We start from the raw sequence: 13282 nt of genomic DNA on the forward strand, positions 1-13282 counted from the left end.
TGATCTTTTGTCGTGAGGTTTATCGTCATGTCTACCGTTACCGAACGCACTGCCGAACAACTGTCCCCCGTCATTCCGAAAACCATGCAGGCCGTGGTCTGTCACGGCCCCGAAGACTATCGCCTGGAGACCGTCGATGTGCCGACGCCCGGCCCCGACGAGATCCTCACCAAGGTCGAGCTGTGCGGCATCTGCATGGGCGACATCAAGACCTACCGCGGCGCGCCCTCATTCTGGGGCGACGCCGAGCAGCCGCGCTACGTGAAGCCACCAATGATTCCCGGCCACGAGTTTGTCTGCCGCGTGGTCGCCCTCGGCCCCGGCGCGGAAAAGCGCGGGGTGAAGGTCGGCGACCGGGTGATTTCCGAACAGATCGTGCCGTGCTGGGGCTGCCGCTTCTGCAACCACGGCCAGTACTGGATGTGCCAGAAACACGACTTGTACGGCTTCCAGAACAACGTCCAGGGCGCCATGGCCCAGTACATGATCTTCACCAAGGAAGGCATCATCCACAAAGTACCGGACTCGATTGCCCCGGATGAAGCCATCCTGATCGAACCCCTGGCCTGTTCGCTGCACGCGGCGGAACGGGCGAATGTGGATTTCGACGACATCGTGGTGGTGGCCGGCGCCGGCACCCTGGGCCTGGGGATCATCGGTGCGGTGCGCATGCGCAACCCGAAAAAACTCATCGTGCTCGACATGAAACCCGAACGCGCCGCCCTCGCCCTGCGCATGGGCGCGGACGAAGTGTGGAACCCGGCCGAAGTCGACGTGATGGCGAAGATTCGCGAGATCACCGACGGCTACGGTTGCGACATTTACATCGAAGCCACCGGGCACCACAAGGCGGTGAACCAGGGCCTGGCGATGCTGCGCAAGCTGGGGCGCTTCGTGGAATTCAGCGTGTTCAACGACGAGGCCACGGTGGACTGGTCGATCATCGGTGACCGCAAGGAACTGGACGTGCTGGGCTCGCACCTCGGCCCGTACATGTACCCGCGCGCCATCGACTTTATCGGCAACCGCAAGATCGACATGCGCGACGTGGTGACCCACAAGTTTGCCCTGGCGGACTTCAAGGAAGCGTTTGCGGTGATGGAGCGCGGGGACAAGTCGCTTAAAGTCGTGCTGGAACCCTGAAACACGCCAAAACCGCTTTTACTGTAGGCGCGAGCTTGCTCGCGAAAGTCATTAACGATAATGCTCGCGTCCTGAATCAACGCGGCGCTCTCTGGTTTTTCGCGAGCAAGCTCGCTCCTACAGTTGATCAAAACAAAAACAGGAAACCGCGTTATGAATCGAGTGATAAACGATCCCGACCAGGTGGTCGAGGACATGCTGCGGGGTATTCTGGTCGCGCACCCCGAGCTGCGCCAATACGAAACCAATCCCCGGGTGATCGGCAAGGCCAAGCCGTCACCACAGGGCCGCGTGGGCATCGTGACCGGCGGCGGCTCCGGCCATGAACCGGCGTTCCTTGGCTATGTCGGCCCGGGCCTGGTGGACGCTGTGGCCGTCGGCGAAATCTTCTCCTCGCCCACCGCCAAAAGCTTCTTCGACGCCTTCCGTGCCGCCGACCACGGCGCCGGCGTGGCGTGCCTGTACGGCAACTATGCCGGCGACAACATGAACGTGAAGCTGGCGATGAAGATGGCCGCCAGCAAGGACATGCGCATCCGCACCGTGGTCGCCAACGACGACGTGGCCTCGGCGCCCAAGGCCGACATCGCCAAGCGTCGCGGCGTGGCAGGCGAGATCTTCATGTGGAAGGTCGGCGGTGCAGCCGCGGCCCAGCATTACGACCTGGACGGGGTGATTCGTGTTGCCCAGAAGGCAGTCGACAACTGCCGCTCCATCGGCATCGGCCTCACGCCCTGCACCATCGCAGCGGTGGGCAAGCCGAACTTCCAGATTCCCGACGGGCAGATGGAATTGGGCATCGGCCATCACGGCGAGCCTGGCATTGAAGTCATCCCGATCGAATCCGCCGAGGCCATGGCGGCCCGCATGCTCGCGCCGATCCTCGCCGACCGCGACTTCAGCCAGGACGACAGCGTGGTGGTGCTGGTCTCGGGCCTGGGTGCGACGCCGGTGATGGAACTTTACATTTTCTACGCCGAGGTTGAACGTCAGCTGCAAGCCAGGGGCTTGAAGATTCACCGCTGCTACGTGGGCAACTACTTCACCTCCCTGGAAATGATGGGCGTGACCCTGACCTTGCTGGGCCTGGACGCCGAGCTGAAATCCCTGATCGACCAACCCTGCCGCTCCATCGGCATGACCCAGGCGGAATAAACCATGAGCCAGCATTTCTCCACCCACGACGGCAGCGCCATCGTCGCCGACCTGGTGAGCGTGATCGTTGCCAACCGCGAGTACCTGAGCGAAGTCGACGGCGCCATTGGCGATGGCGACCATGGCATCAACATGGCCAAGGGATTTGCCCATTGCGGGCGCACGATTGAAGGCCGCCAGCTGACCCTGGCCGAAGCCCTGGATGAGTTGACACTGAGCCTGATGGAAGGCATCGGCGGCTCCATGGGGCCGCTGTATGGCAGCCTGTTTATCGGCATGGCGGATGAGGTGCGCGGCAGCGAACAGATTGACGCGGCGACCTTTGCACATTTGCTGCGGGGCGGGCTGACCTCGTTGCAGGACATCACCGAAGCCGGCGTGGGTGACAAGTGTTTGATGGACACCTTGATTCCGGCGGTGGAGGCGTTTGAACAGGCCCATGGGTCAGGAGCGTCATTCAGCGATGCGCTGGAGGCGATGAAACGTGCTGCTTCGCGGGGGCGGGATTCCACCAGGGATCTGGTGGCGAAGATTGGGCGTGCCAGCCGCCTGGGCGAGCGCTCACTGGGTGTACTGGATGCCGGAGCGGTATCGTGCTGCTTGATACTGACGCGATTGGCGGATTCGGTTCAACCGCGGTTGGTGTAGTGCTTGAAATGACCCCTTCGCGAGCAAGCCCGCTCCCACATTCGACCGAGTTCCATCTTTGGAATGCCGTCGAATGTGGGAGCGGGCTTGCTCGCGAAGGCAGCAACACACTTAACCCGTCAAGCACCTAACCCGCCGCGATCAAACCTTCAACCTGGCTACCTGCTTCACCTGCTCTATATACCGCGCCACCGCCGGCGCCTTTTCAAAGCGCCGGTAAATCAGCGACAACCAGGACGACGCCTCGCTGCCTTCAATGCTGCGGTACACGACATTCGGCAAGCTCACATGCCCCACCACCGACTCCGGCACCACCGCCACGCCCTGCCCCAGTGACACCAACGCAATCACCGCCACCAACCCACCTGGCTGCGGCCCCAGTCGCGGCGCATAACCACCCTGCGCCGCCACGTGCAGCGTGCCGCTGATCTGCTCGGGCAAGATAAACGTCTCGTTCTGCAGGTGCTCGCAACTGATTGCCTTCAACCCCAGCAGCCACGAATCCTGGGGCAACGCCAGTACAAACCCTTCACTGCTCAACCGCACCGCTTCGACCCCATCAGGCAAGGTCATCGGCGAACGAATGTAGCCAATGTCGAAACGCCCCTCCGCCACCAGCCCCGGCAACGCCGCCATGGGGCTCTCACGCACGCTGAGGCTCACGTCCGGGCAGTCCGCGCAGAACGACTGCACCTGGCGCTGCAACAACCCCGAATACACCGCCGACGCCACATAACCCAGTTCGATATGACCGATTTCGCCGCGCCCGGCGCGCTGGGCATTGCGTTGGGCAAACTCGAACTGGCGCACGGTGGCCTCTGCCTCGATCAGCAAGGCCGCGCCCGCCTCGGTCAGGCTGACCTCGCGCTGGCGGCGGATAAACAAGCGCGTACCGAGGGTGGTTTCCATGTCCTGGATCTGCCGGCTCAGGGTCGGCGGCGCGATACCCAGCTGTTCGGCAGCACGGGTGAAATTGCGTTGCCGGGCAACCGCCAGGAAGTAGCGGAAATGACGTATTTCCATCACAGGATTAGCTCAAAGGTAATGAAGTTCTGTATGGCGCCTAACAAGGACGCCACCTGCCGGGGATAAGCTCGCGGTACGTTCACAGTAGAGAGGCTTTCCCATGTTCGTCAAATCATTGGTCCTGGTGCTTGTCGGTCTTTGCACCGTGCCCGCAGCGCTGGCCGCAGAAGCCCCGGCAAGCATTGCCCACAAGGCAATCCTGAGCCTGGCAACGGCCCAGCAGATCGCCGCACACGCGCGCAAGGTCGCCGCCGACAAGGGCTGGCCCTGCGCCGTGGCCATCGTCGATGACGGTGGCTGGCCGATCCTGACGCTGCGCATGGATGGCGCTCCCGTGGTGGCCGGTATCGAGCTGGCCCAAGGCAAGGCGCGCACTTCAGCGCTCTTCAAGCGGCCGTCCGGGGACCTGGAAAACGCCATCAACAATGGCCGCCCGGCAGCCATCACCGCCGGCCTGTTGATGATGAAGGGCGCCCAGCCAATCATCCTTGAAGGCCAGGTAGTGGGCGCCATCGGCATCAGCGCAGATACTCCGGCCCACGATGACGAGATCGCCCTCGCGGCGGTGGCTTCGGTGCAGCCATGAGCAAGGTCAGCCCGCGCCTGACGCTGCTGACCGCCTCCGGGGTCTGTTCGCTGATCGTGCTCGACACCAATATCGTCGCCGTGACCCTGCCGAGCATCGCCCGGGACCTGGGGGCGAATTTTGCCGATATCGAATGGGTGGTCAGCGCTTATATGCTGGCCTTCGCCGCCCTGTTATTGCCGGCTGGAAGCATTGCCGACCGCTTTGGCCGCAAGAAGACCCTGGTCTGGGGCCTGGGTATTTTCATCCTCGCCTCCCTCGGCTGCGGTGCGGCGCCGAATGCGTTGTTCCTGGATATCGCTCGCGCCGTCAAAGGTGTCGGCGCAGCGCTGCTGCTGACCTCGGCCCTGGCCTCCATCGGCCATACCTTCCATGACGAAGTGGAACGCGCCAAGGCCTGGGCCTTCTGGGGCGCGTGCATGGGCGTGGCGATGACCGCCGCGCCGACCCTCGGCGGGTTGATTACCCAATACCTGGGCTGGCGCTGGATTTTCTATCTGAATTTGCCGGTCGGCCTGGTGCTGATGGGACTGGTGCTGCGCGCGATTCCGGAATCCCGCGATGCCCAGGCTGCAAGGCTCGACCCTTGGGGCAGCCTGAGTTTCAGTGCCAGCCTGCTGTGCCTGATCTGGGGTTTGATCGAAGCCAACCGTATCGGCTGGGACAACCCGCTGACTTACGCGCGGCTGCTGGGAGGCGCTGCGTTGCTGGGTGTTTTTGTACTCGCCGAACGCCTGCAACAGCGGCCCATGGTCGACCTGCAACTGTTCAGGCACCCGCGCTTTATCGGTGCACTGCTGGGGATGTTCGCCTACGCCGGCTGTGCCCAGGTGATGATGACGCTGCTGCCGTTCTACCTGCAAAACGGCCTGGGCTTCTCCGCGATTGCCTCCGGGCTGGGCATGTTGCCGTTTGCCTTGACCATGTTGATTTGTCCGCGGATAGGCGCACGCCTGGCCGGCCGCTTTGCCCCGGCCACTCTGATGGCGACAGGGCTGGCGTTGGTGGGGTGCGGCAACCTGCTGAGTGCCTGGGCGGTCAATATCGGTGGTTATCTGCCGTTCGCCCTGGCGATTGCCGTCACGGGGGCCGGCGCGGGATTGCTCAATGGCGATACGCAGAAAAACATCATGGCCTGCGTGCCACGGGACCGCGCGGGGATGGCGTCGGGCATGAGCACCACCATGCGCTTCAGCGCGATCATGTTGGCGATCGGGGTGTATGGGGCGTTGTTGAGCAGCCATAGCGAACAGTTGCTGCACACGAGCATCGGCTCCCAGTGGCAGGAACAGGCGGCAGGGATTGCTTCACGGGTAGTGGCTGGCGATATGCCAGCGGCCATGGCGTTGCTGCCCGAGTCCGCGCGGGACACGGTGCAGCCACTGGCGCGGCAGGCGTTCGTCGGCGGGTTCAGCGTGGTGCTATGGGTGGCGGGGTTGTTGGGTTTGCTGGGGGCGTTGGTGGTGGGATCGTTGATGCGGCATCCCATACCGGCGGTGCCGCAGGCCTCTTTACTGACTCGATAATGCGACCACCACGACCCAATGTGGGAGCGGGCTTGCTCGCGAATGCGGTGGGTCAGTCAATACATCTGTGACTGATCCACCGCATTCGCGAGCAAGTCGAATCGTCGCACCGCCGCTCCCACATTTTGATCTTCGAACGTCAGCTGGAATTGTTACCAGAAACGCTGCTGGGTCAGGCGACTCCACCAAGTCAGCAGCACCCGGTCTACCGAACCGCTGGCCGCCAGGCCCACCCGCTCCTGCAGGCTTTTACGCTCGGCATAGTGCAGGTGGAACACCTCGGCGGTCTTGGCCTTGGTCGCCAGGTATTCGTCGCTGGTTTGCAGCTGGTCCACCAGTTGCTTGTCCAGCGCCGCGACACCCAGCCAGACTTCGCCGGTGGCCACGTCATCAATCGCCAGCTGCGGGCGGTAGCGCGACACGAAGTTCTTGAACAGTTGATGGGTGATGTCCAGGTCTTCCTGGAACTTCTCGCGGCCCTTCTCGGTGTTTTCGCCAAACACGGTCAGGGTGCGTTTGTATTCACCGGCGGTCAGCACTTCGAAGTCGATGTCGTGCTTCTTCAGCAGGCGGTTGACGTTGGGCAACTGCGCCACCACGCCAATCGAGCCAAGGATGGCAAACGGTGCGCTGATGATCTTCTCGCCGATGCACGCCATCATGTAGCCGCCGCTGGCCGCGACCTTGTCGATGCACACGGTCAACGGCACGCCCGCCTCGCGGATACGCGCCAGCTGCGACGACGCCAGGCCGTAGCTGTGAACCATGCCGCCGCCGCTTTCAAGGCGCAGCACCACTTCGTCCTTGGGTGTGGCCAGGCTCAGCAGTGCCGTGATTTCATGGCGCAGGCTTTCAGTGGCCGAGGCCTTGATGTCGCCGTCGAAATCCAGCACGAACACCCGTGGCTTGGCTTCTGGCTTCTTCTTGCCCTTCTTCTTTTCGGCCTTGCCTTCAGACTTGCGCAGGGCCTTGAGCTGGTCCTTGTCGAGCAGGGTCTGCTCCAGGCGCTCACGCAAACCCTTGTAGAAGTCATTGAGCTTGCTGACCTGCAACTGGCCGGCAGCTTTGCGGCGGCCTTTGCTGCGCAGTGCGGCGAAACTGATCAGCACCACCAGGATAGCGACGACCAGGGTGACGGTTTTAGCCAGGAAAGTAGCGTACTCGGCCAGAAAATCCATGTGACTCCTTACAAGTGCAGTGCGCCAGGCGCGGATTGCCCAAGCATACCGACGCCACCGCCATGGGGCCAGTGATCAAACCGCCAGCAGCGGGCCTCTAACGACCTTTTAAAACAAGCGTATGTTTTTTCATTGACAGCTTCCCGGCATCCTCATAACCTCGCCAGACTTTCAACGTACCGGGAAAACGGACGTGGGCAGCATCTACCTGATTCGACATGGCCAGGCCTCCTTCGGTGCAGACGACTACGACGTGCTGTCGCCCATCGGTGTGCAACAGGCGCAAGTGCTTGGCCGCCACCTGGCGGAACTGGGCCTGGGCTTCGACCGCTGCGTGTCGGGCGACCTGCGCCGCCAGCAGCACACTGCTACCGCCGCCTTCGAACAATACAGCGCCCTCGGCCTGCCGGTACCCACGCTGGAAATCGACAGCGCGTTCAACGAGTTCGACGCCGAGGCGATCATCCGCGCCCTGCTCCCGGACCTGCTGCACAGCGAACCCGAAGCCCTGCATATCCTGCGCAACGCCGCGCAAAACCGTGGCGAATTCCAGCGCATCTTTTCCCTGATCATCGAACGCTGGCTGGCCGGCACCTACGACCCGCCGGGCCTGGAAAGCTGGCTGGGATTTGTCGAACGTGTTCAGGGTGGCCTGCAACGCATCCTCGAAGCCGCCGACAACCGTGACAAGATCGCCGTGTTCACCTCCGGCGGCACCATTACGGCCCTGCTCCACCTGATTACCCGAATGCCTGCCGCACAGGCCTTCGAACTGAACTGGCAAATTGTTAACACCTCGCTCAACCAGCTGAAATTCCGTGGTCGCGAGGTGGCACTGGCTTCCTTCAACAGCCATACCCACTTGCAACTGTTGAAGGCGCCGCAGCTCATCACTTTCCGATGAATTGCGGCCAACCGTGACCCCAAGGTCACTGGACTCACCATAAAAGGATCGAAACCATGACTGACGTAGCTAAAGCCGTAGAAGCAATGAAAGCCAAATTCAACCCAGCCGCTGCCGACGGCCTGGACCTGGTGTTCGGTTTCCGTATCGACGACACCCAGAACTTCTCGCTGGTTGTGAAAAACAACACCTGCGAACTGCTGGAAGGTGAAAACCCGGACGCCCAAGTCACCCTGGTGATGGACGGCGAAACCATGAAAGGCATCGTTGACGGCTCCACCGACGGCATGCAGGCATTCATGGGCGGCAAACTGCGCACTGAAGGCGACATGATGCTGGCCATGAAATTGAGCGAGCTGTTCCCGGCCTGATCAGGGCAACCCTGGCAAGCCCGCTCCCACATTTTGATTGTGCTGTTTTCAGGTTTTTGGCTGCAACAACAGCGCCACCAACGCACTCCACCCTGTCTGATGCGAAGCCCCCAACCCCCGCCCGGTCTCGCCATGAAAATACTCATGGAACAACACCAGGTCGCGGCTCGCCGGGTCCGCCTCCAACTGTGCATACCCCACCATCGACGGCCTTGAACCGTTCTCATCCCTCAGAAACAGGCTCGTCAACCGCTGGCTCAGCCCCTGCGCAACCTCCTCCAACGACGCCAGATACCCACTCCCCGCCGGATACTCCACCGAGAAATTATCCGCGTAGTAGCGGTGAAACTCCCGCAACGATTCGATCAGCATGTAGTTGACCGGCATCCACAACGGCCCGCGCCAATTGGAGTTACCGCCGTACAGCCGCGAATCCGACTCCGCCGGCTCATAGCGGGCACACAGGGTATTGCCATTCATCTTCAGCGCCAGCGGTTCCTCGGCGAACGCTTTCGACAGCGACCGCACCCCAAAGGTGGAGAGAAACTCCGACTCATCCAGCATCCGCCGCAGCAAATCCTTGGTCCGCTCCCCCCGCAACAGCGCCAGCAGCAGGCGATTACCCTGCCCCGGCTCGTTCCAGCGCGACACCAGCTTGGCCAGGTCCGGCCGGTGTTTCATAAAACCCAGCAATCGCTCGCGCAACCCCTCCAACCCTTCGTGCTCGCGCTGCTCCAGCACCAGCACCGCAAACAACGGCATCAGGCCGACGATGGAGCGCAGGCGCACCGGTTCGCTTTCACCGCCAGGCCGATGCAGCACGTCATAGAAAAACTGATCCTGCTCATCCCATAAGCCTTCATCGCCATTGTCGACGCGGTTGATCGCCCCGGCGATATACAGGAAGTGCTCAAAGAACTTCACCGCGATATCCACATACACCACGTTGCGTTTGGCCAACTCCAGACCGATACGCATCAGGTCCAGCGCGTACGCCGCAACCCACGCTGTGCCGTCCGCCTGGTCCAACTGATAACCCGGCGGCAAATCAGCCGAGCGATCAAACAGCGCAATGTTGTCCAGCCCGAGAAACCCACCCTGGAACAGGTTGCGGCCCTCGGCGTCCTTGCGGTTAACCCACCACGAGAAATTCAGCAGCAGCTTGTGGAAGATCCGCTCGAGGAAATCCATGTCGCCCACGCCATTCAGCGCCTTGTCCTGCTGATACACCCGCCAACTGGCCCAGGCATGCACCGGCGGGTTGGCGTCGTCGAAACGCCACTCGTAGGCCGGCAACTGACCGTTGGGGTGCATGAAGCGGTCTTTCACCAACAGCAACAGTTGCTGCTTGGCATAACCGGGGTCGATCAGGGCAACGGCTACCGCCTGGAACCCCTGGTCCCAGGAGGCATACCACGGGTACTCCCAGGTGTCGGGCATCGAGAGAATGTCGAAATTCGACAAGTGCCGCCAATGGGTATTGCGGATATGCAAACGCTCGGGCGGCGGCGCGGGCTGGGCCGGGTCGCCGTCGAGCCATTGATTCACGTCGAAGTAGTACAGCTGCTTGGACCACAGCAACCCGGCCAGGGCCTGGCGCTGCACATTGCGTGCGTCTTCATCGGCGATGCCCTGTTGCAGCGCCGCGTAAAAGTCATCGGTCTCCTGGCGGCGCTCTTCGAATAGCTTGCGCGCATTGATCCACGGCGCCTCCACCGGGGCGAAGCGCAGGTACAGGGTTTTGCTTTCCTGGCCCGCCAGCTCGAGGATGAAACGCGCAGCCACCTTGGTACCCGCATCCCGGCGAATCGCTGCTTGCGCCCCCGTGGTCACATAGTCGTTGATCCCGTCCTTGAACGGCCCCGGCGCCGGTTGCCCGTCCAGCCTGGGGTAGTTGGTTTCGTTCTCGCAGAACAGCCATTCCACCCCGTCCTGGCCCCAGGCACTGAGGTGGCGATCGAACAGCTCATGGTGCCGCGCCACCACCTGTTCGCCCTCCAGGCGCAACTCGGGCCTGGGGGCATCGTGGGTCCAACTCCAGTCGTTGCGCGCCCACAGGTGCGGCAACACCTGCAAGCGTGTGGGCTGGTCCGATCGGTTGTGCACGGTGATGCGCATGAACACGTCATCGGGCTGGTGCTTGGCGTATTCCACCGTGACGTCGCAGTAGCGGTTGTCTTCGAAAACCCCGGTATCGAGGATCTCGTATTCGGCATCCCCCAGGCCACGCCGGGCGTTCTCGGTGATCAGGTCATCGTAGGGAAAGGCCGCGTGAGGGTATTTGTAGAGCATGCGCATGTAGGCATGGCTCGGCACGCCATCGACGAAAAAGTACAGTTCCTTGACGTCTTCGCCGTGGTTGCCCTCGGCGTTGTTCAGGCCGAACAGGCGCTCCTTGATGATCGCGTCGCGCTCGTTCCACAGCGCCAGGCCCAGGCACCAGCGCTGGGCCTTGTCGCTGAAGCCCGCCAGGCCATCCTCGCCCCAGCGGTAGGCGCGGCTGCGGGCATGTTCGTGGGGGAAGTAGCGCCAGGCATCGCCGTCGGCGCTGTAGTCTTCGCGCACCGTGCCCCATTGCCGTTCGCTCAGGTAGGGGCCCCAGTCACGCCAGCGTTCGCCGTCAGGTTTGGCCAGGCGCTGGCCTTCAATCGTTTCCAGAATGTTCGTCGCAGGCTGTGCCGTCATCGAGTCTTCCGTCGCGTTCAGAGGTGACGGCCAGTGTAGAGCCCTTCGACGGTGAGATGCACGTGAAGCTGACGTCATCCAGCTCATTCATTTGCAGAATGAAGTCCAGAGGAATCTTCGTTTGCAAGGCGTCGGCAGGCCCAACAAAATCAGGCAACCGTGCCTTTCCTCTCTATAGCCGCCAGGAATTTTTCTATGCCCGCCGCCCGCCCAGTCAGCCCTGACGAGATTCGCAAAGGCTTCTCCAAGGCCATGTCCGACATGTACCGCGATGAAGTGCCGCTGTATGGCGCACTGATGGAACTGGTGGCCGAGACCAATGCCCGGGTGCTGGAAACCGACACCGCGCTGGCGCACCAACTGAAGCGCACCGGGGAAATCCAGCGCCTGGACAGGGAGCGCCACGGCGCCATCCGCCTGGGCACCGCTGAAGAACTGGCGACCATCAGCCGCCTGTTTGCGGTGATGGGCATGCAGCCGGTGGGCTATTACGACCTCACGCCGGCCGGGGTACCGGTGCACTCCACCGCCTTTCGCGCCGTGCATGAAAGCGCCCTGCAAACCAGCCCGTTCCGAGTGTTCACTTCACTGCTGCGTCTGGAACTGATCGAAAATACTGAACTGCGGGCCTTCGCCCAGTCAGCCCTGGCCAAGCGTTCGATCTTCACCCCACGCGCCCTAGAGTTGATCCAGCAAGCCGAAGCCGACGGCGGCCTCGACGCCGCCCATGCCGAAGAGTTTATCCAGCAAGCCCTGGAAACCTTCCGCTGGCACCACACCGCCACCGTCACGGCCGCGCAATACCAGCAACTGAGCGACCAGCACCGGCTGATCGCCGACGTGGTCGCCTTCAAGGGCCCGCACATCAACCACCTGACACCGCGCACCCTGGACATCGACCAGGTGCAGGCCGCAATGCCCGGCAAAGGCATCACCCCCAAGGCGGTGATCGAAGGCCCGCCCCGCCGCCAGTGCCCGATACTGCTGCGCCAGACCAGCTTCAAGGCCCTGGATGAAGCCATTGCCTTTACCGATGCCAAGGGCAGCCACAGCGCGCGCTTTGGTGAAATCGAACAACGCGGCGTGGCGCTGACCCCCAAGGGCCGCGCGCTGTACGACCAATTGCTGAATGCCGCACGGGACGAATTGGGCGCGTTTCCGAATGAGGCCAATGCCGGGCGCTACACCGAATTGATGGAGCAGCACTTCCAGGCGTTTCCCGATAATTACCAGCAGATGCGTGAGCAGGAGCTGGCGTACTTCCGCTACTTCGTAACCGAGAAAGGCTTGGCCGCCCAGGACAAGTTTAAAACCCTGGACGAACTGATCGCCGCCGGCCACGTGGACGTGGAGCCGTTGGTGTACGAAGATTTTCTGCCGGTGAGTGCGGCGGGGATTTTCCAGTCGAACCTGGGGGATGCGGCGCAGAGTCACTACGCGGCCAACTCCAACCAGGCCGAGTTTGAAAAGGCCTTGGGTCGCCAGACTATCGACGAGTTGAAGTTGTACGGTGAAACCCAGCAGCGCTCGATTGACGAATGCAAGCGCGCGCTGCTGGCTTGAAAGAGAGAGTTCGCCCGGCCACAGCGCATTCCATGCGCCGTCTAAGAGCCCCAGTGCCGGGCGAACGGTTGGCATGATAGGCAGCGACGGGGTCGCTGTCTTTCAGGCAATTCTGAACAAATATTTTACTTGGCCGCGGCTTTCTCCAACTGCTCGACGATCTTGTCTTTGATCAACAGGCGTTTCTTCTTCAGCTTCTCCAGCTCCTCGTCACCGCCGCTTGAGGACTCAAGCTCCAGCACCTCCTTGTCGGCGCTGTCGTATTGGTGGAGCAGCGAATCCAATCGGTTATCGCTCGCCCTGCGTTCATGAATAGCTTCCTTGCTCAAACCCAGGTCCTGATACAGGTCGTGTTTCACTGGCATGGAGTACCTCCGCAAGTTGATCATTGACTGAATGCCCCTTGAAGCTAGCCCATCCGGCGGGCTCTTGTCATGTTTGAGATCAACCTGTCGCGTTTGCGTCCCCGTTCGTCGCGGGGCAGACGATTTCATAAA

12 protein-coding genes are annotated in these 13282 nt (G+C 61.9%); 8 read left to right on the forward strand and 4 right to left on the reverse strand.

All coding sequences use genetic code 11. The annotated features are described in order from the left end of the window. Nucleotides 1-27: 27 nt before the first annotated feature. The 3 genes from AC3WKX_RS19440 to dhaL all read left to right on the forward strand — a co-directional run bounded on the left by AC3WKX_RS19440 (nt 28) and on the right by dhaL (nt 2946). A complete protein-coding gene (locus AC3WKX_RS19440) occupies nt 28-1143 on the forward strand; it encodes an erythritol/L-threitol dehydrogenase (RefSeq protein WP_008434653.1) in 1116 nt (371 codons plus the stop codon). Between the two features lie 153 nt (nt 1144-1296). Then, entirely contained in the window at nt 1297-2298 is a 1002-nt protein-coding gene (locus AC3WKX_RS19445) for a dihydroxyacetone kinase subunit DhaK (RefSeq protein WP_102605154.1), read from the forward strand. 3 nt (nt 2299-2301) lie between these two features. Beyond that, nucleotides 2302-2946, forward strand: coding sequence for a dihydroxyacetone kinase subunit DhaL (dhaL, locus tag AC3WKX_RS19450; protein ID WP_102605153.1), 645 nt, complete (start codon nt 2302-2304; stop codon nt 2944-2946). A 141-nt stretch (nt 2947-3087) separates the two neighbouring features. Here the strand turns inward: dhaL and AC3WKX_RS19455 are convergent, their stop codons facing one another. Next, complete coding sequence (locus AC3WKX_RS19455; RefSeq protein ID WP_102605152.1) at nt 3088-3969, reverse strand: LysR family transcriptional regulator; 882 nt, start codon at nt 3967-3969, stop codon at nt 3088-3090. Between the two features lie 103 nt (nt 3970-4072). On the opposite strand from AC3WKX_RS19455, the gene AC3WKX_RS19460 reads away from it, so the two are divergent. Next, nucleotides 4073-4558 carry a GlcG/HbpS family heme-binding protein gene (locus tag AC3WKX_RS19460; RefSeq protein ID WP_102605151.1) on the forward strand — a complete coding sequence of 162 codons (486 nt, stop codon included), beginning with the start codon at nt 4073-4075 and terminating at the stop codon, nt 4556-4558. Continuing rightward, nucleotides 4555-6084, forward strand: coding sequence for an MFS transporter (locus AC3WKX_RS19465; protein ID WP_102605150.1), 1530 nt, complete (start codon nt 4555-4557; stop codon nt 6082-6084). Before AC3WKX_RS19460 ends, AC3WKX_RS19465 begins: the two co-directional genes overlap by 4 nt. A gap of 152 nt (nt 6085-6236) precedes the next feature. Here AC3WKX_RS19465 and sohB read toward each other — a convergent pair whose 3' ends face one another. Further along, nucleotides 6237-7262, reverse strand: coding sequence for a protease SohB (gene sohB / locus AC3WKX_RS19470; protein WP_008434663.1), 1026 nt, complete (start codon nt 7260-7262; stop codon nt 6237-6239). Between the two features lie 193 nt (nt 7263-7455). On the opposite strand from sohB, the gene AC3WKX_RS19475 reads away from it, so the two are divergent. Together AC3WKX_RS19475 and AC3WKX_RS19480 are read left to right on the forward strand one after the other, a co-directional pair. Then, on the forward strand, nt 7456-8166 hold the full coding sequence (locus tag AC3WKX_RS19475; protein ID WP_102605149.1) for a histidine phosphatase family protein: 711 nt from the start codon (nt 7456-7458) through the stop codon (nt 8164-8166). A gap of 56 nt (nt 8167-8222) precedes the next feature. Continuing rightward, entirely contained in the window at nt 8223-8537 is a 315-nt protein-coding gene (locus AC3WKX_RS19480; protein ID WP_003215671.1) for an SCP2 sterol-binding domain-containing protein, read from the forward strand. 48 nt (nt 8538-8585) lie between these two features. Here the strand turns inward: AC3WKX_RS19480 and AC3WKX_RS19485 are convergent, their stop codons facing one another. Then, complete coding sequence (locus AC3WKX_RS19485; protein ID WP_102605148.1) at nt 8586-11222, reverse strand: MGH1-like glycoside hydrolase domain-containing protein; 2637 nt, start codon at nt 11220-11222, stop codon at nt 8586-8588. 195 nt (nt 11223-11417) lie between these two features. Between AC3WKX_RS19485 and hglS the strand changes: the two genes are divergently transcribed. Beyond that, nucleotides 11418-12785 (forward strand): 2-oxoadipate dioxygenase/decarboxylase HglS, encoded by a 1368-nt coding sequence (hglS, locus tag AC3WKX_RS19490; RefSeq protein ID WP_102605147.1) that lies wholly within the window; start codon nt 11418-11420, stop codon nt 12783-12785. Nucleotides 12786-12910: 125 nt separating this feature from the next. Here hglS and AC3WKX_RS19495 read toward each other — a convergent pair whose 3' ends face one another. Next, nucleotides 12911-13150 carry a DUF465 domain-containing protein gene (locus AC3WKX_RS19495; protein ID WP_102605146.1) on the reverse strand — a complete coding sequence of 80 codons (240 nt, stop codon included), beginning with the start codon at nt 13148-13150 and terminating at the stop codon, nt 12911-12913. Between the last annotated feature and the right edge of the window lie 132 nt (nt 13151-13282).

The organism is Pseudomonas sp. GP01-A4 (assembly GCF_058780865.1).

Excerpts from the sequence above, each read along its gene's own strand:
- AC3WKX_RS19445 (WP_102605154.1), top strand. The coding sequence starts at position 1,297 with ATGAATCGAGTGATAAACGATCCCGACCAGGTGGTCGAGGACATGCTG.
- AC3WKX_RS19480 (WP_003215671.1), top strand. The coding sequence starts at position 8,223 with ATGACTGACGTAGCTAAAGCCGTAGAAGCAATGAAAGCCAAATTCAAC.
- AC3WKX_RS19465 (WP_102605150.1), top strand. The coding sequence starts at position 4,555 with ATGAGCAAGGTCAGCCCGCGCCTGACGCTGCTGACCGCCTCCGGGGTC.
- AC3WKX_RS19455 (WP_102605152.1), bottom strand. The coding sequence starts at position 3,969 with ATGGAAATACGTCATTTCCGCTACTTCCTGGCGGTTGCCCGGCAACGC.
- AC3WKX_RS19495 (WP_102605146.1), bottom strand. The coding sequence starts at position 13,150 with ATGCCAGTGAAACACGACCTGTATCAGGACCTGGGTTTGAGCAAGGAA.
- hglS (WP_102605147.1), top strand. The coding sequence starts at position 11,418 with ATGCCCGCCGCCCGCCCAGTCAGCCCTGACGAGATTCGCAAAGGCTTC.
- AC3WKX_RS19460 (WP_102605151.1), top strand. The coding sequence starts at position 4,073 with ATGTTCGTCAAATCATTGGTCCTGGTGCTTGTCGGTCTTTGCACCGTG.
- AC3WKX_RS19440 (WP_008434653.1), top strand. The coding sequence starts at position 28 with ATGTCTACCGTTACCGAACGCACTGCCGAACAACTGTCCCCCGTCATT.
- AC3WKX_RS19485 (WP_102605148.1), bottom strand. The coding sequence starts at position 11,222 with ATGACGGCACAGCCTGCGACGAACATTCTGGAAACGATTGAAGGCCAG.
- dhaL (WP_102605153.1), top strand. The coding sequence starts at position 2,302 with ATGAGCCAGCATTTCTCCACCCACGACGGCAGCGCCATCGTCGCCGAC.
- sohB (WP_008434663.1), bottom strand. The coding sequence starts at position 7,262 with ATGGATTTTCTGGCCGAGTACGCTACTTTCCTGGCTAAAACCGTCACC.